The organism is Streptosporangium roseum DSM 43021, assembly GCF_000024865.1.
GTDB classification, from domain to species: Bacteria; Actinomycetota; Actinomycetes; order Streptosporangiales; family Streptosporangiaceae; genus Streptosporangium; species Streptosporangium roseum.
The window spans coordinates 335,047-357,370 of record NC_013595.1 but is presented as its reverse complement, the minus strand read 5'-3'; the positions used below and the strand labels follow the sequence as shown (position 1 = coordinate 357,370).

Genomic DNA, 22,324 nt, shown 5'->3' with positions numbered 1-22,324 from the left:
GGTCGGATGCTTCCCGCCCTCGGTGGTCGGACGCGCTCCGTCCTCAGGGCGCCGGGTCGACGGCCTTGCCGTTGGTCTCGGGACCGGTGCCGTTGGAGGTGGCGCCGTTGGGGGTGGCGCCGTTCAGGAGGGAGCGGGCCAGTCCGAGGCCGGTGCCGCCGAGGGTGAGCGCCTTGGCGAGCATCTCCTCGATGCCTTGGGCGCCGTTGAGGACGACCATGTGGTCGACGTTGCCGAAGGCCTTCGCCCCGGATTCGACGATCTGGGGCCAGTTCTCGGCGAGCTGCTGGGCGATGACCGCCTCCTGGTTCTCGGCCAGGGCCTGCGCGCGGGCCCTGATCGACTCCGCCTCCGCCAGGCCCTTCGCCCTGGCCGCCTCGGCCTCGGCCAGGCCCTGGGCCTGCGCGGCCTCGGCGGCGGCCAGACCGCGCGCCTTGGCCGCCTCCGCCTCGCCGAGACCGGTGGCCTTGGTGGCCTCCGCCGCGGCGAGACCGCGCAGCCGTACGGACTCCGCCTCGGCCGCGGCGGCCTGCTTGACCTGGGAGGCCTGGGCGGCGGCGCGGAGCTCGGTCTCGCGGGCCTCGGCCTCGGCCTGGGCGATGCGGGCGTCGCGCTCGGCCTGGGAGAGCGTCACGGTCTCATACGCCCTCGCGTCGGCGGGCTTGCGGACCTGGGCCTGGAGCCGCTGCTCGGCCAGCGCCGCCTCCAGCTCGGCGGCGCGGGTCTCCTGGACCACGACCTCCTGGCGTGCCGAGGCCTCCGACAGCGGACCGGCCTGGCGGGACCGGGCCTGCGCCTCGTCGATCTCGGCCTGGTAGGCGGCCTGCTTGATCTGGGCGTCGCGCCAGGCGGAGGCCTTGTTCGCCGCGGCGATCTGCTCGGCCTCGGTGGCCTCCTGGTCGCGCTGCGCCTCGGCGATGCGGGCCGAGGCGGCGATCCTGGCGGCGTGCGGCTTGCCGAGGTTGGTGATGTAGCCGGTCTCGTCCTCGATCTCCTGGATCTGCAGGGAGTCGACGATCAGGCCGAGCTTGATCATCTCATCGGCGGCCGAGGCGCGGGTCTCACCGGTCAGCCGTTCGCGGTTGAGGATGAGGTCCTCGACGGTCAGGTTGCCGATGATCGAGCGCAGGTGGCCGGTGAACAGCTCGTGGATGGCGCCGTTCATCGAGTCCTGCTGGTCGAGGAAGCGGCGGGCGGCGTTGGCGATGGAGTGCAGGTCGTCGCCGACCTTGTAGATGACCACGCCCTTCACGACCACCGGGATGCCCTGCTGGGTGACGCAGGAGACCTGGAGGTTGGCCGCGCGGCTGTCCAGGCGCAGACGGCGGGCGGTCTGGAAGCCGGGGAGCACGGAGGTGCCCTTACCGGTGATGATCTTGAATCCGAGGCTGTCGGCGAGCTCGCTCTTCCCTCGGGCGCCGAGCCCGGAGATGATCAGCGCCTCGTTGGGCTCGGCGACCCGCCAGACGGCCTTGAACAGCATGATGAGGACGAGAAGGGCGACAAGGACGGCGCCCCCGATGAGGAAGTACTCCGTAGGCATCGCAGTCTCCGCGGTGGAGGGAGAGGAGGAGAGGAGAAGAGTCAGGCGAGCGCGCGGGCGACGTAGACCGTGCGCGGCGGGAAGTAGTCGACCACGACGACGATCGAGCCGGCGGGGATCTCCTCATCGGGGAGCGTGGCGTGCGCGTAGAACGCCTCGACGCCCCCTCGGACCGCCACCATCACCTCCCCGACCAGGCCGGGGCCGATCTTGCCGGTCACCCTGCCCTGCTTACCGACCACGCGATACTCCTCGTCCCGTGATTAACCGAAACCCCGAATACGGACGCTACTCTGATATGTCCAGCTTCACCACCCGCTATGGCGTTGGATAGGCGTTACCGGACCGTCAGCGCAAATCCGCCTGCTTCATCTTCTTACCGACAACGAGTGCTATCGACATAACGTTCCTGCGCCGGACGGCGATCCATCCGGCCCACGCCTCCGTCCCGCCCTCCGCCTCCCCGGCACCGTGTCCGTGCGGGCGGAAGCGCGTTCCGGAGCGGACCGGGACGCGTTCCGGAGCCGCGGGGCGGGCATTTCCCCGGAAGCCATTAAAACGATTACGAACCGCGCCCGTTTCCCCCTTCCGCACGGCGCGTTCCCGGCCCGCACGCCATGCCGCCCATTCGGTGGATATCGCGAATAGCGTTCCAATACGGCGGGCAAAAAGTTGCCGGAAACCGCGCGTGGCGACTATGGGCTTTCCTCCTGATCGTGATGATCGCCCCATGACCGATCCCCAGGAGATCACTCCGCGCAAGGCCCGCGAACTGGGCATGGACCGGCCCATCTCCCGCCGTGACTTCTTCGACGGCGTGGCCACGGTGGCGGGGGTCGCGGCGCTGGGCTCGCTGGCGGGGTGCGCCGGCCCCGGCGCGGGCCGGCCGAACACCATCGGCACGAAGAACCTGAAGGTCCCGTCCGAGACCAACTATCCACCGGTCCTCACGGGGATGCAGGGCAACACCTCGAACGCGCTGAGCGTGCCCCACGCCCTCCGCGACGGCCGGTTCTGGGACCACGCGGGGGCGCCCGAACCCACCGGCGAGCACTACGACCTGGTCGTGGTCGGCGCGGGCATCAGCGGCGTCGCCGCGGCCCACCGCTGGCTGGAGCGCGCCCCGGACGCGCGGATCCTGATCCTGGACAACCACGACGAGGTCGGCGGGCACGCCCGGCGCAACGAGTTCCACCCGGCGGGCCGCAAGGGGCCGCTGATCGGGTACGGCGGATCGCAGTCGATCGACGCCCCCTCGGCGTGGACCCCCGAGGGGAAGGACCTGCTCGACAAGATCGGGGTGAGGGTCCGCAGGTTCGAGGAGTACTTCGATCAGACGCTCTACACCGGCATGAGGATGTACGGCAGCGTCTTCTGCGACCGGGAGACCTTCCCCCGGGAGAAGCTCGTCGTCTTCACCCCGGGCAGGAAGGCCCCGGAGTGGATCGCCGAACTGCCCGTCGCCGAGCAGGCCAGGGAGGACCTGCTCATGCTCTACGGGCATCCGCCGGACTGGTTCCCCGGCCTGTCCGACGGCCTGAAGAAGGAACGCCTGGCCGGGCTGACCTACGCGGAGTTCCTCAGGGACGTCTGCAAGGTCCACCCTGACGTGCTGCGGTACGTCCAGACCATGCCGAACGACGAGTGGGGCTACGGCTCCGACGCCTTCGGCGCGATCGACGCCTGGGGCAGCGCCGGCGAGCACGACTACCCCGGATTCCAGGGGCTGGAGCTCGACCGCGCCACGCCGTCCGAGTACAACTCGCCGAGCATGATCAAGGGGTGGGGCGCGGACGACCCGTACGTCTACCACTTCCCCGAGGGCAACCAGGCGATCGTCCGGATGATGATCGGCCGGATGATCCCGGGCTTCGCCACGTCCACCGAGATGGAGGAGATCAGCACCGCGACGTTCGACTACGGCAGGCTCGACCTGCCGCGCAACCAGATCCGGATCCGCCTGTCCTGCCCGGTGGTCTCGGCCGCCAACGACGGCGACCCCGCCACGGCCACCACCGCCACGGTCGGCTACTTCGACGGGGATAGGGTCAGGACCGTCCGGGCGGCCAACGTGATCATGGCCTGCTGGAACATGGTGATCCCCTACCTGGTCGGCGAGCTTCCTGCCGACCAGAAGGACGCGCTGAGCAAGGCGGTCAAGGTGCCGCTGCTGTACGCGATGGTCCAGCTCCGCGGCTGGGAGGCCTGGAAGCGGGCGGGCATCAGCCGTACCCGCTTCACCGGCGCCTACTGGTGCGGGGCCGAGCTTGACTACCCGGTGAGCATCGGGGAGTATCTGCGCCCGAAGACCCCGGACCAGCCGATCAACGTGCACATGATCTCCACTCCCGCGCTGCCGGGCATGTCACCCGCCAGCGGTTCGGTCGCCGGGCGTCACGAGCTGATCAAGACGCCCTACGAGTACCTGGAGTACAGCATCCGCGACCAGCTCACCCGGCTCCTCGGCCCGAGCGGATTCGACCCGGCCCGCGACATCCAGGCGATCACGGTCAACCGGTGGGGCCACGGCTACGCGCCCGAGTACGCCACTCCGTGGAACCTCGACTTCTACCCCCACGGGCCGTTCCCCGCGACCGTGGCCCGCCGGCGGGCCGGCCGGATCGCGATCGCCAACTCCGACTCGGTGCCGGCCGCCTACGCCGACGCGGCGATCACCGCCGCCTACCGCGCGGTCGGGGAGCTCCAGGCGTAAGAGGGCGGGGAGGACGTCGCCTCGCCGGAGAGCGCGGGTCACGCCTGCGGATCTGCTCGGCCGGGCCTCCTCAGCCGGGTGAAGGCCCAGCTCATCCTGGGCTCGACCGCCCAGCGGGTCACTGTCCGCACCGGCTCGGTGCACAGCAGCGCGGCGAGCCCGACCCCGGAGGCGGCCACGGCGGCCACGCCCACCGGGGTCGCGGCCCAGTCCCCGTAGAACCGCTCGGCGACCTTCACCACCAGGCCGTGGAGAAGGTAGGCGTACATGGTCGCCATGCCCAGCCCCGAGTACCAGGTCCGCCGGGACGGCGTGACCGCCAGGAACGCGGCGACCAGCAGCGCTCCCGCGGCCAGCATGGCCAGCCGGATCAGGCTGCCGGTGAGGTCGTCCACCCCGATCGCGTCGTTGGCGTGCCGCCAGCGGATCCACTCGGTCCTGACCCCGGTGTGCACGGCCAGCGCCACGACCGCCCCGGCGGCCAGCGTGACCGCCCCGGCGATCCGGACCCGTCGCCTCCTGAGCCACGCGAAGTGCTCCGGCCGGAGCATGAGCCCGAGCACGTAGAACGGCAGCAGCCCGAGCGTGCGGTTCATCGACAGCTCGTCGGGCAGCCTGCTCATCCCCGACAGCAGCGACAGCGCGACGGCGATCACCAGCGGCCACCTGAGCTGCTGCCAGACCGGGGTGGACAGCCGCCACAGGAACAGCGACATCAGGAACCAGGTCAGGTAGTACGGGTCGAGCAGGCTGACGTCCAGCTTGCCGTACAGGACCAGGCGGGGCAGCGCGTAGACCAGTTCGAAGATCACGTACGGCACGGCGAGCGTGCCGATCAGCTTGCGCGCCTTCCCCGAGGAGAAGGTGAAGTTCCGCGACAGGTAGCCGCTGAGCACGATGAACAGCGGCATGTGGAACAGGTAGACGTAGAAGTAGGCCGCGTGCGCGACGGGCACGTCCCGCAGGTCCTCGACCAGGTGCCCGGAGACCACCAGGGTGATGGCCAGGAACTTGGCGTTGTCGAAGTAGGGGTCCCTGTCGGCCGGGGGGCGGAAGGACACCCGGAGCGGGGTTGCGACACTCACAGGCCCGGGACGCTAACGGGCCCCGCCCAACGCCCGGCGAACCGCCGATGACCGCCGGGGGAACTTCCCCGCCCGGCGAACCGCCGTCTCGCGGGCCGCGACCGGGTGGCGCGGCTGGACCGCGGACCGCTGCCGCCGAGGAGGCAGGGGCCCGGGAAGCGCCCCGGTGCCCCCGAGCGGCTCCGGGGCACCACGGGCCGCGCCCTGATCCGCCGGCGCCGCCCCGGCCCGTCGTGAGCGGCGCTAGGCCCCGACGGGGACGGCGACGGCCGCGGCGCTGGCGTCCCAGAGCGACCGGGCCAGCGCGGGGTCGGTCATCCCCTTGGGGGCGGCCGCGGGGGCGCTGCCGGCGAAGTAGCGGCCCGGGTGGGCGGCGCCGTCCGGGTGGGTGGCGAGGTGGACCATGGTGCGCGCGCCCTGCTCGGCGGTCTGGCCCATGCCGGGGACGTTCTTCACCATCCACATCATGAACGTCCTGGCGGCGAACTCCGTCTTGATCACGCCCGGGTGGAAGCAGGTGGCGGTCACGCCCGTCCCGGAGAGCCGCCGGGCCAGCTCCACCGTGAACAGCGCGTTGGCCTGCTTGGAGTCGCCGTACTGCAGCCAGCCGCTCCACCGCCGCCGGTCCCGGTTCAGGTCGGCCGGATCCAGGCGCCCGGTCTTGCCCGCGCGGGACGAGGTGGTGATCACCCGGCCGGTCACCCGCTCCAGCAGCAGGCCGGTCAGGAGAAAGGGCGCCAGATGGTTCACCTGGATCATCGTCTCGTGACCGTCGCGCGTGAGCGTCCGGTCGGTGGTCATGACGCCCGCGTTGTTGATCAGAACGTCGATCCGCGCGTAGCGGGAGAGCAGCTCCGCGCCCAGCCGGCGCACGTCTTCGAGCGAGGTGTAGTCGCAGGTGAACGTATCCGGGAGCGTTCCCGACACGGCCTTCACCCGGTCGGCCGTCCGGGCTGTCTTGGCGGGGTCGCGGCCGACCAGGACAACCTGCTGCCCACGCCCTGCGAGTTCCACCGCGGCGGCCGCGCCAATTCCGGCACTGGCCCCGGTAATCACACTAATCATCAGATCCTCCACTGCGCAAAGACCTTATCGGTGCTAGTCTCCTGTGCGATCTTCCGGAGGCGTATCAATCCCAAAGCAGCGCGAGCCTCCACACACTCAGAAGTTGGGACGAGTGGGCATGGGCTCTGGAAACCGGTCAATTCGGTTCAAGATCTTCTTGCTGCTGCTCTTACCCCTGCTCTCACTGAGCGCGCTGTGGGGTTTCGTCCTCAACCTGACGGTCGGCGACGGAGCCGCCCTGCTCCAGGCGAACAGCGTCTACCAGACCATCGGCGTCTCCTCCACCGATCTAGGGCTCCAGCTCCAGGCCGAGCGTGCGCAGTCCTCGGTGGCGATCACCTCCCGGGTTCTCACCAGCGGGATCGGCGAGCAGCGCGGCCGTACCGACCGATCGGTCGAGAAGTTCCGCGATGCCGCCCTCGCCGACGACTCCCACGGTCCGGAGCTGAGCTCGGCACTGGAGTCGCTGCTCCACCAGCTCGACCGGCTCCCGGCCATCCGCGCCGGCATCGACAGCGGCCAGAACGCCCGGCTGGAGGTGCTGTCGAACTACAACCGGATCCTGGACTCGGTCTTCCTGCTCTACGACCAGCTCGCCGCGGTCCCCGACCTGTCGATCTTCCAGCAGGCCGCGGCCATGCAGTCGATGGGCAACGCCCGCGAGATGATCGCCCGGGAGAACGCGCTGATCAGCGGGGCCCTGATCGACCGCCGGATGACCCAGGAGGAGCGCACCGCCTTCGGCGAGTACGCCTCCACCCGGCGCTTCCTGCACGCCCGCGGAGTGTCCGCCCTGGACGCCGAGCTGGGCGGCCCCTACCGGGACACCTTCGACTCCACGGCCTTCGAGAAGTTCGTCGCGCTGGAGAAGGCCATCGCGGAGGCCACGGGGGACGCCCTCCCCCCCCGAGGCGACCGGCTGGAAGGCGACCACGAACGGGGTCGCGACCTGGCTCGACCAGATCAACATCGCCTCCTCCAACATGCTGGCCGACCGGACCCAGTCGGTGGCCATCGGCATCATGGCCCGGATCGCGGTCGCCGGCGGGATCGGCCTGCTCGCGGTGGTCGCCTCGATCATCATCTCGGTCCGCTTCGGCCGCCGCCTGGCCGCCGAGCTGGCCGGGCTCCGCTCGGCGGCGCTGGACCTGGCGGACGTACGGCTCCCGCGCGTCGTGGAGCGGCTGCGGCGCGGCGAGGAGGTGGACGTGCGGGCCGAGGCTCCGCCGATCGTCGCGAAGGGCTCGATCGAGGTCCGCGACGTGGCCCACGCGTTCGGCTCGGTGCAGCACACCGCCGTCGAGGCCGCCGTCGGCCAGGCCAACCTGCGCCGCGGCGTCAGCCAGGTCTTCGTGAACCTGGCCCGGCGCAAGCAGAGCCTGCTCCACCGCCAGCTCACCCTGCTGGACAGCATGCAGCGCCGGGCGAGCGACCCCGACAGCCTTGAGGACCTGTTCCGGCTGGACCACCTGACCACCCGCATGCGGCGGCACGCGGAGGGCCTGATCATCCTGTCCGGCGCCGCGCCCGGCCGGGCCTGGCGCAGGCCGGTGGCCATCGTCGACATCGTCAGGGCCGCGATCGCCGAGGTGGAGGACTACACCCGGGTCAACGTGCCGCCGATGCCGGACGCCTCGCTCGACGGGACGGCCGTCGCCGACATCACCCACCTGATCGCCGAGCTCATCGAGAACGCCACGATCTACTCGCCGCCGCAGACCACGGTGACCGTGCGCGGTGACGTCGTGGCCAACGGATTCGCCATCGAGGTGGAGGACCGGGGCCTGGGCCTGAGCGCCATGGAGTACGCGGCGATCAACGAACGGCTGGCCAGCCCGCCGGAGTTCGACCTGGCCGACAGCGACCGGCTCGGCCTGTTCGTGGTGGGCCAGCTCGCCGCCCGGCACGGCATCCAGGTCCTCCTGCGCGGCTCGCCGTTCGGCGGCACCACGGCCATCGTGCTCATCCCCCGCACGGTGCTCGCCGACACCGCCTCGCCGCTCACCCTCACCGCCGAGCGGCTCCCCGAACGGTCCGCGGAGTTCTTCCAGCCCGCGGCGCCCGCCGCGCTGAACCCCGCCCGCCCCGAGCCCGTCCGCGCCGAACCCGACCGCGCCGAATCGGGCCTGCCCCGCCGGACGCGGACGGTCCCCCCTGCCGTGCGGCCCGCCGCGTCTCCTCTCGCCGCCCCGACCCTCGCCGTGGTGACCGATCTGCCGGACCGCGGGACCGCCGGCGGGCCCGTCCGCGAGGCGACCGGCGGCCCTGCCGGGGAAGCGGCCCACGAGGCCGCTCGCGAGACCACCGGGCCGGGAAGCCTGCCCCGCCGGGTACGGCAGGCCAACCTGGCCCCGCAGCTCCGCCAGGAGCCTCCGGCGCCTGTCGAGCCGGAGCGGGCGCAAGAGCCCCCTGAGCCCCCCGAGCGCGCCGAGCGCTCACCGGACGAGGTCCGCGCGCTGTTCTCCGCCTTCCAGGCGGGCGCGCGGCGCGGACGCGAGGAGCACGGGAATGACTTCGCACACCAGACGACAGGCGATAAGGGGGACTAATGACCGGAAAAGTGACTAACACCGGCGAGCTGAACTGGCTCCTCGACGACCTGACCACCAGGGTGGGCGCGGTACGCCAGGCGGTGATCCTGTCCACCGACGGGCTCGCCGTGGGCTTCTCCAAGGGCCTCAGCCGGGAGGACGCCGAGCACCTGTCCGCGGTCGCGGCCGGGTTCCAGAGCCTGGCGCGCGGAGCCGGACGCCACTTCGGCGGCGGCGAGGTCCGTCAGACCATCGTGGAGATGGAGTCGGCGTTCCTGTTCGTCACGGCCGCCGGGCAGGGAACCTGCCTGGCCGTGCTGAGCAGCTCCGACGCCGATGTCGGCCACATCGCCTATGAGATGGCGATGCTGGTCAAACGGGTCGGCCAGCACATCTCCACCCTTCCGCGCCAAGGCCTCTCGTGAGGGAGGCGTGCGCACACGGAGTACACACGCCGTCCGTCCTCCCAGCCGAAGGCGCGGGGATCGGATGACGCAGTGGATGGACGAGGAGGCGGGGCCGATAGTCCGGCCCTACGCGCTCATCGGCGGCCGCACCCGCTCCTCCGGTGACGCGCTGGACCTGATCGCGATGGTCACCGCGACCGGTGCCGTCGCGTCCGGCGGGTTCGTGCCGGGGCCGGAACAGGAGCGCATCCTCTCTCTGGTCACCACCGCGACATCGGTGGCCGACGTGGCCTCGGAGCTCGACCTGCCGTTGGGCGTGGTCCGCGTCCTCCTCGGCGACCTGCAGGATCACCAGCTCATCTCGATCGGGCGCGCTTCGGCGAGCGAGCGCATTCTCAAGGAAGTGATCAATGGACTTCGGGCCCTCTGACGAACCCGTCGCGCTCAAGATTCTCATCGCGGGTGGCTTCGGGGTGGGCAAGACCACGCTCGTCGGCGCGATCAGCGAGATCCGTCCGCTCCGCACCGAGGAGGTGCTCTCCGACCGCGGCATCGGCATCGACGATGTCGAGGGCGTGGAGGGCAAGACCACCACCACCGTCGCGATGGACTTCGGCCGCATCACGATCCGGGAGGGCCTGGTCGTGTACCTGTTCGGCACTCCCGGGCAGGAGCGGTTCTGGTTCATGTGGGACGAGCTGTCCTACGGCGCGCTGGGCGCGGTCGTGCTGGCCGACACCCGGCGGCTGACCGACTGCTTCCCCTCGATCGACTACTTCGAGCAGCGCGGGACGCCGTTCATCGTGGCGGTCAACTGCTTCGACGGCGCCGACCGCTACGAGGCCGAGGACGTGCGGGTCGCCCTCGACCTGGACCCGGACGTGCCGGTGCTGCTGTGCGACGTACGGCGCCGCGCCTCGGCCAAGAACGTGCTGGTGACGCTCGTGGAGCACTCCCTCAAGGTGCTGACGGCAAGCCAGCACTGACCGGACCCGGCAGTCCGCGATCTTCGCCGCGGACCGCCGGCCAGTCGTCCTCTCTCCACCGGCCTCCGGGAGTCACAGCGCCCGGAGGCCGCTGATCACTTCCTTCAGCAGGCTCTCCGCGGGCGACGTGGCCGCCGGGAGCGGCGAGCGCACCAGGATCAGGCCCTGGTCCAGCAGGTCCCCGAGCAGCACCCTGATCACCCCGATCGGCAGGCCGACGTCCGAGGCGATCTCCACGATCGGCCGGGTCCGCCTCATCAGGCCCAGCAGCCGCCGGTGCTCCGAGCCCAGGTGCGAACTGGCGGAGACCGCCGACCCGGTCGCCACCACCATCGACAACAGGTCGAACGCGGCGGAGGACGTCGAGGTCCGCCCGCCCGTGAGCGCGTAGGGACGGACGACCGGACCCGCCTCCTCGTCGACCCACTCGACGTCGTCGCTCATTGGCCGGCCACCCGGGGACCGGTGGCGAGGTGCTGGCCCACGCGGGTGACCAGGCGGGCCATCTCGTAGGCGATCAGGCCCACGTCGGCGGCGCCGGTGGTCATGACCGACAGGCAGCTCCCCTGACCGGCGGAGGTGACGAAGAGGAACGCGGAGTCCATCTCCACCATCGTCTGGCGTACGGCTCCGCCTCCGAACTGCAGGCTGGTCCCCTTGGCCAGACTCTGGAACCCGGAGGCGACGGCCGACAGGTGATCGGCGTCCTCCTTGCTCAGCCCTCGGGACGAGGCCACCATCAGCCCGTCGTTGGACAGGATCAACGCGTGCGAGACATCCGCCACACTCGTGACGAAGTCATCCAGAAGCCAATAAAGCTCGCCCGGCACGTGGTAAAACCCCTTCCCCTCTGATGGTCACGCTCGTTGTGGGCCCTCGTCGGTCGCGCGGTCCCGGCTTGGCGGCCGCGTCCCCGTTCCCGGGCCCTGTTCACCGCTCCATACCGCTGTCGTCGTCGCTGTCCTCGCCGGCCGACCGTCCGCGCCTCCACCCCGCTTGGAACGAGTTCAGCAACGCCCGCGCCTCCTCCGGTGATCGCTCCTCCGCCTCGGCCACCGGGGCGGACTCCTGCCGCAGCTGCGGCGAGATGTTCGCCTGGCGCACCCGGCGGGGCAGCCCGCCGTTGCCGCGCCGCAGCGGCGTCTTCCACAGGTCCGCCGGGACCGGGACCACCGGCTCGACGGGCTTGGCGATCTCCCGCAGCACCGGCTCGACAGACGTGGTGATCTCCCGCAGCACCGGCTCCGGATCGACCGGCTCCGGATCGCCCAGCAGCGACTCCGGCAGCAGGATGACCACCCCGGTCCCGCCGTACGGCGAGGTCCGCAGCGTCACACCGACCCCGTAGCGCGCGGCCAGCAGGCCGACCACCGCGAAACCCAGCCGATCGGTCTCGGCCGGGTCGAACTCCGGCGGGCTGGCCAGGCGCTCGTTGATCGCGGCACGCTTCTCCGCGGTCAGGCCGAGTCCCCTGTCCTCGATCTCGATCGTGAAACCACGGCCCACGAGCTCGCCCCGGATCGACACCTCGCCTCCGGGCGGGGAGAAGACGGTGGCGTTCTCGATGATCTCGGCGAACAGGTGCATCATGTCCGCCACCGCGCTGCCGACCAGGGTGGTGCCGGGCATCGGGTAGATCCGCACCCGGGCGTAGTCCTCGACCTGGGCGGCGGCACCGCGCAGCACGTCCTCCATCAGGACCGACGAGCGCCACTTGCGGCCGGCGGCGCCGCCGGAGAGGATCACCAGGCCCTCGGCGTGGCGGCGCATGCGGGTGGTGAGGTGGTCGAGCCGGAACAGGTTCTCCAGCGCATCGGGGTCCTCGGCCTGCTTCTGCATCCCGTCGAGCAGCTTGAGCTGGCGCTGCAGCAGGGACTGGCTCCGCCGGGCGAGGTTGCGGAAGGACTGGGCGACCGCCTCGCGCAGCCTGGCCTGCTCGACCGCGGAGTCCACGGCGCGGTGCTGGACGCTGTCGAAGGCGGCGGCGACGTCGTGGATCTCGGCCGTGCTGCCCAGCGGTTCCAGCGGGGGCGCCTCGGCCTCCACGTCCACCTTCTCGCCCCGGCGCAGCTTCCCCATGACCCGGGGCAGCCGTGTCTCCGCGAGATCCGTGGCGGCCTGCCTCAGGTCGGCGAGCTCCCGGGTGAGCCCGCGGCCCACCCGGTAGGAGACCAGCAGCGACGCGACGACCGCGACGAGCCCGAGCACGCCGGCGATCCCGGCCCTGGCGAAGGTCTCCACGGCCGACGGCGTCGCCCGGTCGTAGAGGGCGATGCCGGTCGCCGTCACGGACCGCTGGTAGGCGGCCTCCAGATCGTCGGTGGCGGCCCGCCAGTCGGTGGGCGACACGGTGGCGCCGGACAGCAGGCGCTCTTCGAGGTCGGTGAACCTGGAGTACAGCCGGGAGGCGGCCAGGTCGGTGAAGGGCTTGCGCAGCCCCTGCTCCAGCTCCGGCAGCCCCTGCTCCATGAGGAAGATCCGCTTGGTGGAGAGCTGGGTGAACAGGCGCAGCTCGCTCGATGTCATCCGGCGGCCGAGCGCCAGCGACCCGGCCGCGAGCGCCCGCTCGCGGCTGAGGAAGTCCTTGGCGTAGATGATCACGGTGAGGCCGCGTGACTGCCGGTAGAGCGGCAGGTCGTTGTTGAGGCTCATGCTGTTGAAGAGCCGGTGCAGGGCGTCGGGCACCAGGGCGAACTCGTTGGCGAGCGTGACCGGCGCGATCCGGTTGTTGTCGATCTTGGACCGGAGCGTGTCGAGCGCGTTCACGCGGGCCATCAGCTCGTCGAAGCGGACCCGCATCTCCGGGGTCATGGCCGACTGGGCCGGATCGGCGACGGTGGCCCGGCGGAAGCGGGCACGGGCCTGGTCGGTCACGGTGCGCTGCCCGGCGAGGGTGGCGCGGTCGGCCTCCGAGCGGCCGGCCAGATACTCGGAGGACAGCAGATGCTCGCGCTGCAGGGCGTTGCTCAGGTCGTCACCCGGACCGCCGAAGGAGTCGTACATCGTGGCGACGGTGAGCAGGCTCATCGAGTCGCCGACGGTGACGGTCGCGGCGAAGCCCCAGAGGGCGACCAGCGAGGTCAGCGGGATGGCCACCAGCACCGAGATCTTGAACCGGATGGACCTGCTCGATGCCATGTCACCTCTGCGGTTCGGTCTCGGAGCGCCGGGGCGGGAGACCTCCGGACGATCTCTAGATCGCCGACGAGGATAGCACTGACTGGTAGCAGTATTCGTATCCTATTTGTGACCTGTCATGAACAGTCATGAGAACTGACAAGTCAGCCAAGAGCAGCGCGTGAGGCACGGGCTGCGCTCCGCACCCAGGTCAACTGCGCCAGCCGTACGGCCAGCACCCCGATCAGGGCGACCTCGGCGCCCAGCAGGACCCGCTCCACGAGGCCGATCAGCACCCGGTCGCCGGGGAGCGCCACGTAGGTGATCGCCAGCAGCCCGAACCCGCCGGCCAGCGCCAGCCACTCCACCGGCCTGGCCACCGCCCGCCACCGCTCGTCCTCCCGCAGCCGCGCCACCATCAGCGCGCCGGCCACGGGCATGGCGACGAACGCGGCGATCGACACGTAGCGGTGCACCTGGGCGGTCAGATCCATCGCCAGCCCCGGGGCGGTGGTCGGCACGATCGCGATGACGACCAGCGCCGCGCTCCATGCCAGCATCAGCCGCTCCGCCGCCGCGCCGATCGGCGCCATGGCCGCCCGCAGCCCCGCGACCAGCGCGAAGGAGGCGACCCCCAGGGTGGCCATGGCGAACTCGGTCGCTCCCCCGCGGTCCAGGGCGGCGTACTCGCTGATCGTCAGATTGAGCGGGTCCAGGTAAGGATCCGGATCGATCTGACCGATGACCGTGGCCACGGCGGCGATCACGATCCCGGCGCAGGCGACCAGCGGGTAGAGCCTCTTCAACGCGAGCATGCGCCAAGACTGTCCTGTGGCGCCCCCTCCACACATCCGGCGGCACCCCTGACCCGACCCTGATCCACCCCTGAGACGGCGCGCCGGCGGGGGAAGAGCCGGGGAAGAGCCGTCAGCGCCCGTCGCGGGCCTCGGCGTAGCGGGCCCTCACGTCCGGCGTGGCGTCGGCCTCGAAGCGCTCGGTCCCGCCCGTCTCCCAGACCGGGGGTTCGGCGCCGCCGCCGAGCAGCCAGGCGGCCTGCCTCGCCGCGCCGTCGGCGACGTACTCCCCCGGTTCGGGCACGACCACGGGCCGCCCGAAGACCGCCGGGGCGATCCGCCGTACGGCCTCCGACCGGGCGCCGCCCCCGATGAGCAGCACCCGGGCCGGGTCCAGTCCCAGGGCGTCGAACGCGTCGGCCATGTGGCAGAGCATGCCCTCCACCGCCGCCCTGGCCAGGTGGGCGGGGGTCGAAGTGCCCAGGGTCAGGCCGTGCAGCGAGCCCGTGGCGTCGGGGAGGTTCGGGGTCCGCTCCCCCTCCAGGTAGGGCACGCAGACCAGCCCGCCCGCCCCCGCAGGGGCGTCGAGGGCGAGCCGCCCGAGCCTGTCGAGGTCGACCCCGAGCAGCCGGGCGGCGGCGTCGAGCACCCGGGCCGCGTTGAGCGTGCACACCAGCGGCAGGAACCGCCCGGTGGCGTCCGCGAACCCGGCCACGGCGCCACTGGGGTCGGCGCTCGGGACGTCGGCGACCGCGAACGCCGTCCCCGACGTCCCGAGCGACACGACCACGTCTCCCGGCAGTGCCCCGACACCGAGGGCCGCGGCCATGTTGTCCCCGGTCCCGGGCGCGAGCCGGACCGGTCCCCGGCCGCCGGGGACGCTCAGCTCGCCCGCCTGGTCGCGGGGGCCCAGCACCTGGGGCAGCCCGGGGACGGCGCCGAAGGCCGCCGCCAGGATGTCGGTCCGGTAGGAGCCGGTCGCGGGCGACCAGTATCCGGTCCCGGAGGCGTCGCCCCGGTCCGTGACGAACTCCCCGCCCAGGCGCCACGTGAGCCAGTCGTGCGGCAGGCACACCCGAGCCGTACGGCGGGCACTGCCGGGCTCGTGCTCGGCCAGCCAGCGGAGCTTGGTCACCGTGAACGACGCGACCGGCACGCTGCCGACCGCCTCGGCCCACTTCAGCGGGCCGCCCAGCTCTTCGACCAGGTCCCGGGCGGCCCCGGCGGAGCGGGTGTCGTTCCACAGCAGCGCGTCCCGCACGACGGCGCCGGACTCGTCCAGGCAGACCATGCCGTGCTGCTGGGCGCCGACGCTCATGGCCGCGACGCCGTCCAGGCCGCCCGCCCGCGCGATCGCCTCCTGGAGCGCCGTCCACCAGGCGGCCGGGTCGACCTCGGTCCCGTCCGGGTGGGCCGCGCGCCCCTGCCTCACCAGGGCGCCCGTCTCCGCGTCCCTGATCACCACCTTGCAGCTCTGGGTCGACGAGTCGACCCCGGCCACGAGGGTCATCCCCGGACTCCGAGGAGGTGCTCCAGGGCGAGCTGGTTCAGCCGGGAGAAGTGGAAGCCTCGCGCGGCGGCCCGGTCGACGTCGAAGTCGTCGCGGTGCAGGTCCTCAAGCGTCTCACCGGGGGCCAGCGTGGGCTCGGACAGCTCGGCGACCCTGCTGGCGGCGCGCGCCTCGACGACCTCGGGGTCGGCGTGGAAGGCCTTCACCTTCTCCTTGAGGATCAGGTAGGTGCGCATGTTGGCCGCGGCCGAGACCCAGACGTCCTCGGCGTCCTCGGTGCGCAGCGGCTTGTAGTCGAAGTGCCGGGGGCCGTCGTAGCCGCCGTTCTCCAGCAGGTCCACCAGGAAGAAGGAGTTCTTCACGTCGCCGTGGCCGAAGACGAGGTCCTGGTCGAACCGGGGGCCGTGCTGGCCGTTGAGGTCGATGTGGAAGAGCTTGCCGTGCCAGAGCGCCTGCGCGATGCCGTGCGCGAAGTTGAGCCCGGCCATCTCCTCGTGGCCGACCTCCGGGTTGAGGCCGACCCGCTCGGAGTGCTCCAGCTCGTTGATGAAGGCGAGCGCGTGGCCGACGGTCGGGAGCAGGATGTCGCCGCGCGGCTCGTTCGGCTTGGGCTCGATGGCGAACCTGATGTCGTAGCCCCGGTCGATCACGTAGGAGGTCAGCAGGTCCATGCCCTCCTTGTAACGGCTGAGCGCGGCCCTGATGTCCTTGGCGGCCCCTGACTCGGCGCCCTCGCGGCCGCCCCAGCAGACGTAGGTGGTCGCGCCGAGCTCGGCTGCCAGGTCGACGTTGCGCATCACCTTGCGCAGGGCGTAGCGGCGCACGTCGCGGTCGTTGCTGGTGAACCCGCCGTCCTTGAAGACGGGGTGGGTGAACAGGTTCGTGGTGGCCATGGGGACCTTGAGGCCGGTCTCGGCCAGGGCCTTCTTGAAACGCTCGACGGCCTTGTCCCGGTCCGGCTCGACGGCCAGCAGGTCGTCGTCGTGGAAGGTGACGCCGTACGCGCCGAGCTCGGCGAGGCGGTGGACGCTCTCCACCGGGTCGAGCGGGGCACGGCTCGCGTCTCCGAACTGGTCACGGGCCTGCCAGCCGACGGTCCACAGCCCGAAGGTGAAGCGGTCCTCAGGCTTGGGCGTGTAGTCGCTCATGGATGATCCTCCGATTTAATCCACTTTATGGACTTAATATGGGGCGAGGTGATGGGATCGTCAAGAGGGGGGTGTTCCATGACGCAGGCCGTACGCCATGACTCGATGCGCGCCCGCAACCTCGGCGTGGTCCTCGGCGAGGTCCGGCGGAGCGGGCCGATCACCCGCGCGGCGCTGGCCGAGATCACCGGGCTGACCAAGACCACGGTGTCCAAGATGGTCGGCGACCTGCTCGGCGCGGGCATGGTGACCGAGGCTGGCGCGCTGAGGGACGGCGAGCGGGGACGGCCGGGTACGGCGGTCAGCCTCAGCGGGCACCGGGTCGCGGCACTCGGCCTGGAGATCAACGTCGACTACCTGTCCGCGTGCGTCGTGGACCTCACGCTCTCGGTCCGGCTGCGCCGTACACAGGCTGTGGACAACCGGGCCGCCTCGCCTGTGGAAACTCTTGCTCACCTGCAAGAACTTGCCCACAGGGCTGTGGACGAAGCCCGCTCGGAGGGGCTGGCCATCGCCGGCTCCACCCTCGCCGTCCCCGGTCCCGTGGACGGCGGGCTGCTCCACGCCGCCCCGAACCTCGGCTGGCACGACGTGCGCGTCGGCGACCTGCTGGACTTCCCCGTGGCCGTGGAGAACGAGGCCAACCTGGCCGCGCTGGGCGAGCTCTGGTTCGGCTCGGGCCCGAGCGACTTCCTCCACGTGTCCGGGGAGATAGGCGTCGGCGCCGGCCTGGTGGTCGGCGGCGCCCTGTTCCGCGGCGCCCGCGGCCTCGCCGGGGAGCTGGGCCACGTGATCGTCTCCCCCGACGGCCCCACCTGCCGCTGCGGCGGCCGGGGCTGCCTGGAGCAGTACGCGGGCCAGGAGGCCCTCCTGAGGGCGGCCGGCCTGGACGGGGTGCCCGAACTCGTGGAGCGCCTCCAGGCGGGCACCCCCGGCGCGCTGCGCGCCTGCGAGCGCGCCGGGCAGGCGCTCGGCGTCGCCCTGACCTCCGCGGTCCACCTGATGGACCCCGGGACGGTCGTGCTGGGCGGCATCTTCGCCCCGCTGTTCCCGTGGATCCACGGCCCCGCCCGCGAGACGATGACCGCCCGGCTGGCCCGGATGCGCCACGCCGTCCCCGAGCTCACCGTCTCCCGGCTCGGCGGCGACGCCGCGTCCCTGGGCGCCGCCGGACAGGTCATCCACCGGATCATCGCCGACCCCGGCGCCCACCTGGCCGCGACCACCGCCCGGCCGGCCCCCGGACCGCACTGACCCCCGGGCCGCGCCGCCCCCCGGAAGATCGCGCCTGTCGGCCGGACCGGCTCCGGCCCGCGCCGCCCCCCGAGGTTGCGACCACGGGCCGGACCGGGCTCCGGAAGATCCGGCTGCAGCCCGGACGGAGTCCCGGAAGGTCGCGACCGCGGGCCGGGCGAGGTCCCGGAGATCCGGCTACAGCCCGGACGGGTCCCGGCCCACGCTGATCTCCTCGGCGATCCGCCGGAGCCCCTGGCCGTCCAGGCCCGGCACGTTGACCAACCTCCGGCGGAGCACGGCGACCACCTGGGACACGTCCGCGCCGGCGTGTCCCACCGCGACCTCGTGGACGATCCTGAAGAGCAGGCGGTTCGCCTCGTGCTCGACGTCCGTACTGGTCAGAGAAGTCTCCGCCATGGTGCGCGTCCTCCTGTTGAGTCGAATGGCCGGGAGCAACCGTACGACGAGGGACCGACGGAATGCGGGAGGCCCGCTCAGGGAGCCGCCTTCCGCAGCAGCACCGTGCAGATCTCGGTGAGCCGGTGGAGCTGCTCGGGGTCGAGCAGCTCGAAGAAGCACTGCCGTACCGCCTCGACGTGACCGGGGGCGGCGGCGGCGAGCACCGCGAACCCCTCGTCGGTGAGCACCGCCCAGCTCACGCGCCTGTCGGCGGCACACCGCTCGCGCCGCACCCAGCCGCGATCCTCCAACCGGGCCACGGCGTGGGAGAGCCGGCTCTGCGAGGAGTTGACCTCCGCCGCGAGCTCGCTCATCCGCAGCATGCGGTCCGGCGCCTCCGACAGCTTCACCAGCACCGCGTAGTAGGCGTGCGGCATGCCGGAATCCCGCTGCAATTGCCGGTCCAGCTCCTCCTGAACGAGCTGCGAAGCCGTCAGGAAGGCGCGCCAGGCACGCTGCTCGTCATCGTCCAGCCATCGCGTCACGGTCCCAGTTTACTTGAACTCTCAAGCATCGGGGGGTAATCTACTTGAGAGTTCAAGTTTCAGGGGAGGAAGCATGCCGGTCCAGCGGCTCAACCACGCCGTCCTGTACGTCCGCGACGTCGAGCGCAGCGTCGCCTTCTACGAGGAGGCCCTCGGCTTCAGGGTCGTCATGGGCATGCGGGGCGCCGCCTTCCTCCAGGCCTCCGGCTCCAGCAACGACCACGACCTCGGCCTGTTCGAGCTCGGCTCCCAGGCCGGGGCGTCCGGCGCCGGCCGCTCCACCGTCGGCCTCTACCACCTGGCCTGGGAGGTGGACACCCTGGCGGAGCTGGAGCGGATCGCGGTCAAGCTCAGCGAGATGAACGCGCTGGTCGGCGCCTCGGACCACTCCACCACCAAGGCCCTGTACGCCAAGGACCCCGACGGCCTGGAGTTCGAGGTGTCCTGGCTGGTCCCGGCCGACCTGCTCACCGAGGACGTGCTGAACGGGCGCAGCGGCATCAAGCCCCTCGACCTCGCCAGGGAGAAGGAGCGCTACGGCGCGCAGACCCGCGGCGGCCTCGGCGTCTCGATCCCCGCCTGACCGCCCCGGTCCCGGGCGCCCGTACATCACCTCTGCGGGTGCGGGCGGCCTCGGGACCGGCCTACTCCCGCGCGGCCCGCACGGTGTGCTGGAGCAGCAGGGCGGTGGTCACCGGCCCCACTCCGCCGGGCACCGGCGTCAGCGCTCCCGCCCGCTCGGCCGCGGCCGGGGCCACGTCGCCGACGAGGCCTCCGTCCTCGGTGGGGTTCGTGCCCACGTCCACCACCACGGCCCCCGGCTTGACGTGCTCGGCGGTGATGAGCCCGGCCCGGCCGACGGCCGCGACCAGGATGTCGCCCGCCGAAGTCACGGCGGGCAGGTCGGCGGTGCGCGAGTGGCACACCGTGACGGTGGCGTGGCGGTCCAGCAGCAGGTGGGCCGCGGGCTTGCCGACGACCGTGGAGCGGCCGACCACCACCGCGTGGCGTCCGGCGAGCTCCACCCCGTGATGCTCCAGGATCCGCACCACCGCCTCGGCCGTCGCCGGCGCGAAGGCGGGGAGTCCGGCGGCCAGGCGGCCGAGCGAGAGCGGGTTGGCCCCGTCGACGTCCTTGGCGGGGACGATGGCGGAGGCGAGGTCCTCAAGCTTGGCACCCCCCGGAAGGGGGGTCTGCAGAATGATCCCGCTCACCTGGTCGTCGGCGCTCAACGACTCCAGGCGCTCCCGGATCTCCGCGACCGGCGCCTCCGGGCCCAGGTCCACGACCTCGCACGCGATGCCCGCCTTGCCCGCCGCGGTCACGATCGAGCGCACGTACCAGGCGCTGGACTCGTCCGCGGTGGCCGTGACCACGGCGAGCTTCGCCGGCCGGCCGGCGGCCGCCAGCTCGGCGGCCCGCTCCGCGGCGTCCGTCCGGATGGCGGCGGCGAGGTCCCTGCCGGACAGGGGACGCGCACTCATCGGCTGATCTCCTCACGCACGGCGGCGGTGACCCTCTCGGCCCCGGCCGCGATCTCGTCCACGCCGGCCGCCCTGCCGGCCAGCCCGGCGCGGACCTCCTCGTCCTTGATGCCGCCGAGGTTGACCTCGACGTTGACCCGGGCGGTGGTGGCCGCCGCCCGGGCGGCCTCCGCGGCGGCGGCGACGTCGGTGATGACGTTGCGGTTGCCGACGGGCAGCAGCTCCTCCGCGAGTTCGACCAGGCGCCGCGCGGCGGCGATGGTCTGGGCCGGGGGTTCGGCGGCTGCGGCCAGTGCCCCGGCGATCGCCGCCGAGCGGGCGGCCTTCTCCTCGTCGGTGGCCTTGGGCATCCGGTAGGAGTCGGTCACGGCGGTGAACGCCGCCGCGTCGTCCTCGGCGAGCTGGAGAGCGCGGTCCCGCAGGGCGTCCGTCTCGGCGAGGATCCGGCTGATCACCTGCTCGTGCGCGGCGTATCCGGGGCCGTCGCTGTAGCGGGCCACCATGCCCAGCAGCGCGGCGGCCTGGGCGGCGTGCAGGGCGGCCGACGCGCCCCCGCCGGGCGCGGGCACGCGGCCGGCCAACCGTTCCAGAAAGTCACTGATCGTCTGGTCGCGCATCCACGTCTCCCCGAGCCGTCCAAGAGATCGGGGTGGACCCGATCTCTTGTTGATCACGTCGTGGGTGTCACGTTACCGGGCTCGCGCGCCTTGCCCCTCCCCGGGAGACGGCGACACCGGCGAGGCACAGCAGGCCGCCGGCGAGGGTCAGCCAGCCGGGGACCTCCCCGAGGACCGCCCAGGCCATCAGGACCACCAGGGCGGGGACCACGTAGGTCGTGGCGCCCATCTTGCCGGCGGTGGTGCGGGCGAGCGCGTAGGCCCAGGTGGTGAACGCCAGAGCAGTCGGGAAGACGCCCAGGTAGACGACGTTCAGCGTCGCCGGCAGCGGAGCGGCCGCGATCTCCGTGACGAGCGGGCCCGCGAACGGCAGGCAGGCGGCCGTCCCGACGAAACAGCCGAACGTGGTGACCTGCAGGGCCGAGGCGTGCTTCAGCGCGGGCTTCTGGCAGACGACGCCGCCGGCGTACGTCACCGCCGCGAGCAGGCACAGCAGGACGCCGACGATCGACGCGCGGCCGCCGTCGGACATCGAGATCCCCACCACGACGGCGCCGGCGAACGACACCGCCATCCCCGCCAGCAGGCGAGGCGGGAAGCCCTCCCTGAGCAGCCAGCCGCCGAGGAGCGCGATCAGCATCGGGCCGACGTTGACGACCATCGCCGCCGTCCCCGCGTCCACCTCCTGCTCGCCCCAGTTCAGGACGACCATGTAGAGGCCGAACCACAGGAGCCCCGAGCCCAGGATGCCGGGCCACGCGGCACGCGGCGGCAGTCCCTCGCGTCGTGCCAGCCAGATGACGCCGAGCACCACCGAGCCCGCCAGCAGCCGGCCCAGGGCCAGGGCGCCGGGGGAGAAATACTGCGCGGCGCTGCGGATGGCGACGAAGGCCGAGGCCCACAGCACCACGGTGATGCCCGCTGCCAAGAGCGCCCGACGGTCCACGCGGGTCTCTGGCGCGATGATTTGCTCCATATGCGGAACTTTAGGGGTCGGACACTTCGCCCCCCGCCGAACTGTCGGCTGGCGGGCACGCAGGGACGGATGGCTTTTCCTGCCTTTATGACTGATTTATGAATGGTGAAGGCCGACGAGGGTAACGCCGTATTCCATCGAAGACGCCCCGGTCACGGACAGGGGCGG

22 protein-coding genes and 1 pseudogene are annotated in these 22,324 nt (G+C 71.9%); 8 read left to right on the top strand and 15 right to left on the bottom strand.

Annotated features, from left to right (window positions below; all coding sequences use genetic code 11):
* Positions 1–43 precede the first annotated feature (43 nt).
* Both SROS_RS01730 and SROS_RS01725 read right to left on the bottom strand, forming a co-directional pair.
* Complete coding sequence (locus tag SROS_RS01730) at positions 44–1,543, bottom strand: flotillin family protein (RefSeq protein WP_012887144.1); 1,500 nt, start codon at positions 1,541–1,543, stop codon at positions 44–46.
* A 41-nt stretch (positions 1,544–1,584) separates the two neighbouring features.
* On the bottom strand, positions 1,585–1,785 hold the full coding sequence (locus SROS_RS01725; RefSeq protein WP_012887143.1) for a hypothetical protein: 201 nt from the start codon (positions 1,783–1,785) through the stop codon (positions 1,585–1,587).
* A 488-nt stretch (positions 1,786–2,273) separates the two neighbouring features.
* Between SROS_RS01725 and SROS_RS01720 the strand changes: the two genes are divergently transcribed.
* Positions 2,274–4,256, top strand: coding sequence for an NAD(P)-binding protein (locus SROS_RS01720; protein ID WP_169369224.1), 1,983 nt, complete (start codon positions 2,274–2,276; stop codon positions 4,254–4,256).
* Positions 4,257–4,294: 38 nt separating this feature from the next.
* On the opposite strand, the gene SROS_RS01715 is transcribed toward SROS_RS01720, so the two are convergent.
* Both SROS_RS01715 and SROS_RS01710 read right to left on the bottom strand, forming a co-directional pair.
* A complete protein-coding gene (locus SROS_RS01715; RefSeq protein WP_012887141.1) occupies positions 4,295–5,341 on the bottom strand; it encodes an acyltransferase family protein in 1,047 nt (348 codons plus the stop codon).
* 243 nt (positions 5,342–5,584) lie between these two features.
* On the bottom strand, positions 5,585–6,406 hold the full coding sequence (locus tag SROS_RS01710; protein WP_012887140.1) for an SDR family NAD(P)-dependent oxidoreductase: 822 nt from the start codon (positions 6,404–6,406) through the stop codon (positions 5,585–5,587).
* A gap of 118 nt (positions 6,407–6,524) precedes the next feature.
* On the opposite strand from SROS_RS01710, the pseudogene SROS_RS54330 reads away from it, so the two are divergent.
* The 5 genes and pseudogenes from SROS_RS54330 to SROS_RS01690 all read left to right on the top strand — a co-directional run.
* Positions 6,525–7,238 (top strand): annotated as a pseudogene (locus SROS_RS54330) (nitrate- and nitrite sensing domain-containing protein); the annotation flags it as partial.
* Positions 7,239–7,389: 151 nt separating this feature from the next.
* Positions 7,390–8,955: a sensor histidine kinase gene (locus SROS_RS52610; protein ID WP_052316845.1), complete on the top strand. Its 1,566-nt coding sequence runs from the start codon at positions 7,390–7,392 to the stop codon at positions 8,953–8,955.
* Complete coding sequence (locus SROS_RS01700) at positions 8,955–9,362, top strand: roadblock/LC7 domain-containing protein (protein WP_012887139.1); 408 nt, start codon at positions 8,955–8,957, stop codon at positions 9,360–9,362. The genes SROS_RS52610 and SROS_RS01700 overlap by 1 nt, the downstream gene beginning before the upstream one ends.
* A gap of 64 nt (positions 9,363–9,426) precedes the next feature.
* Positions 9,427–9,774: a DUF742 domain-containing protein gene (locus tag SROS_RS01695; protein WP_012887138.1), complete on the top strand. Its 348-nt coding sequence runs from the start codon at positions 9,427–9,429 to the stop codon at positions 9,772–9,774.
* The gene (locus SROS_RS01690; RefSeq protein ID WP_012887137.1) at positions 9,755–10,330 is read left to right on the top strand and encodes a GTP-binding protein; all 576 of its coding nucleotides are present in this window, start codon (positions 9,755–9,757) and stop codon (positions 10,328–10,330) included. The genes SROS_RS01695 and SROS_RS01690 overlap by 20 nt, the downstream gene beginning before the upstream one ends.
* A 72-nt stretch (positions 10,331–10,402) precedes the next feature.
* On the opposite strand, the gene SROS_RS01685 is transcribed toward SROS_RS01690, so the two are convergent.
* The 6 genes from SROS_RS01685 to xylA all read right to left on the bottom strand — a co-directional run bounded on the left by SROS_RS01685 (position 10,403) and on the right by xylA (position 16,899).
* Positions 10,403–10,774 (bottom strand): DUF742 domain-containing protein, encoded by a 372-nt coding sequence (locus SROS_RS01685; protein ID WP_012887136.1) that lies wholly within the window; start codon positions 10,772–10,774, stop codon positions 10,403–10,405.
* Positions 10,771–11,160 (bottom strand): roadblock/LC7 domain-containing protein, encoded by a 390-nt coding sequence (locus tag SROS_RS01680; protein ID WP_012887135.1) that lies wholly within the window; start codon positions 11,158–11,160, stop codon positions 10,771–10,773. Before SROS_RS01680 ends, SROS_RS01685 begins: the two co-directional genes overlap by 4 nt.
* Positions 11,161–11,260: 100 nt before the next feature.
* Positions 11,261–13,468, bottom strand: a complete 2,208-nt coding sequence (locus tag SROS_RS01675) for a sensor histidine kinase (RefSeq protein ID WP_012887134.1) — start codon at positions 13,466–13,468, stop codon at positions 11,261–11,263.
* Positions 13,469–13,611: 143 nt separating this feature from the next.
* Positions 13,612–14,262 (bottom strand): DUF998 domain-containing protein, encoded by a 651-nt coding sequence (locus tag SROS_RS01670; protein WP_012887133.1) that lies wholly within the window; start codon positions 14,260–14,262, stop codon positions 13,612–13,614.
* A 112-nt stretch (positions 14,263–14,374) separates the two neighbouring features.
* The gene (xylB, locus tag SROS_RS01665) at positions 14,375–15,751 is read right to left on the bottom strand and encodes a xylulokinase (RefSeq protein ID WP_012887132.1); all 1,377 of its coding nucleotides are present in this window, start codon (positions 15,749–15,751) and stop codon (positions 14,375–14,377) included.
* Positions 15,748–16,899 (bottom strand): xylose isomerase, encoded by a 1,152-nt coding sequence (gene xylA / locus SROS_RS01660; RefSeq protein ID WP_012887131.1) that lies wholly within the window; start codon positions 16,897–16,899, stop codon positions 15,748–15,750. Before xylA ends, xylB begins: the two co-directional genes overlap by 4 nt.
* 78 nt (positions 16,900–16,977) lie before the next feature.
* On the opposite strand from xylA, the gene SROS_RS01655 reads away from it, so the two are divergent.
* Positions 16,978–18,153: an ROK family transcriptional regulator gene (locus tag SROS_RS01655; RefSeq protein ID WP_012887130.1), complete on the top strand. Its 1,176-nt coding sequence runs from the start codon at positions 16,978–16,980 to the stop codon at positions 18,151–18,153.
* Positions 18,154–18,330: 177 nt separating this feature from the next.
* Here the strand turns inward: SROS_RS01655 and SROS_RS01650 are convergent, their stop codons facing one another.
* Positions 18,331–18,552, bottom strand: a complete 222-nt coding sequence (locus tag SROS_RS01650) for a hypothetical protein (RefSeq protein WP_012887129.1) — start codon at positions 18,550–18,552, stop codon at positions 18,331–18,333.
* A 77-nt stretch (positions 18,553–18,629) separates the two neighbouring features.
* Positions 18,630–19,079, bottom strand: coding sequence for a MarR family winged helix-turn-helix transcriptional regulator (locus tag SROS_RS01645; protein WP_012887128.1), 450 nt, complete (start codon positions 19,077–19,079; stop codon positions 18,630–18,632).
* A 73-nt stretch (positions 19,080–19,152) separates the two neighbouring features.
* On the opposite strand from SROS_RS01645, the gene SROS_RS01640 reads away from it, so the two are divergent.
* Positions 19,153–19,662, top strand: a complete 510-nt coding sequence (locus SROS_RS01640) for a VOC family protein (protein WP_012887127.1) — start codon at positions 19,153–19,155, stop codon at positions 19,660–19,662.
* A gap of 61 nt (positions 19,663–19,723) precedes the next feature.
* Here the strand turns inward: SROS_RS01640 and SROS_RS01635 are convergent, their stop codons facing one another.
* From SROS_RS01635 to SROS_RS01625, 3 genes are all read right to left on the bottom strand, one after another.
* Entirely contained in the window at positions 19,724–20,563 is an 840-nt protein-coding gene (locus SROS_RS01635; protein ID WP_012887126.1) for a bifunctional 5,10-methylenetetrahydrofolate dehydrogenase/5,10-methenyltetrahydrofolate cyclohydrolase, read from the bottom strand.
* Positions 20,560–21,180: a cyclodeaminase/cyclohydrolase family protein gene (locus SROS_RS01630; protein WP_012887125.1), complete on the bottom strand. Its 621-nt coding sequence runs from the start codon at positions 21,178–21,180 to the stop codon at positions 20,560–20,562. Before SROS_RS01630 ends, SROS_RS01635 begins: the two co-directional genes overlap by 4 nt.
* A gap of 67 nt (positions 21,181–21,247) precedes the next feature.
* The gene (locus tag SROS_RS01625) at positions 21,248–22,156 is read right to left on the bottom strand and encodes a DMT family transporter (protein ID WP_012887124.1); all 909 of its coding nucleotides are present in this window, start codon (positions 22,154–22,156) and stop codon (positions 21,248–21,250) included.
* Between the last annotated feature and the right edge of the window lie 168 nt (positions 22,157–22,324).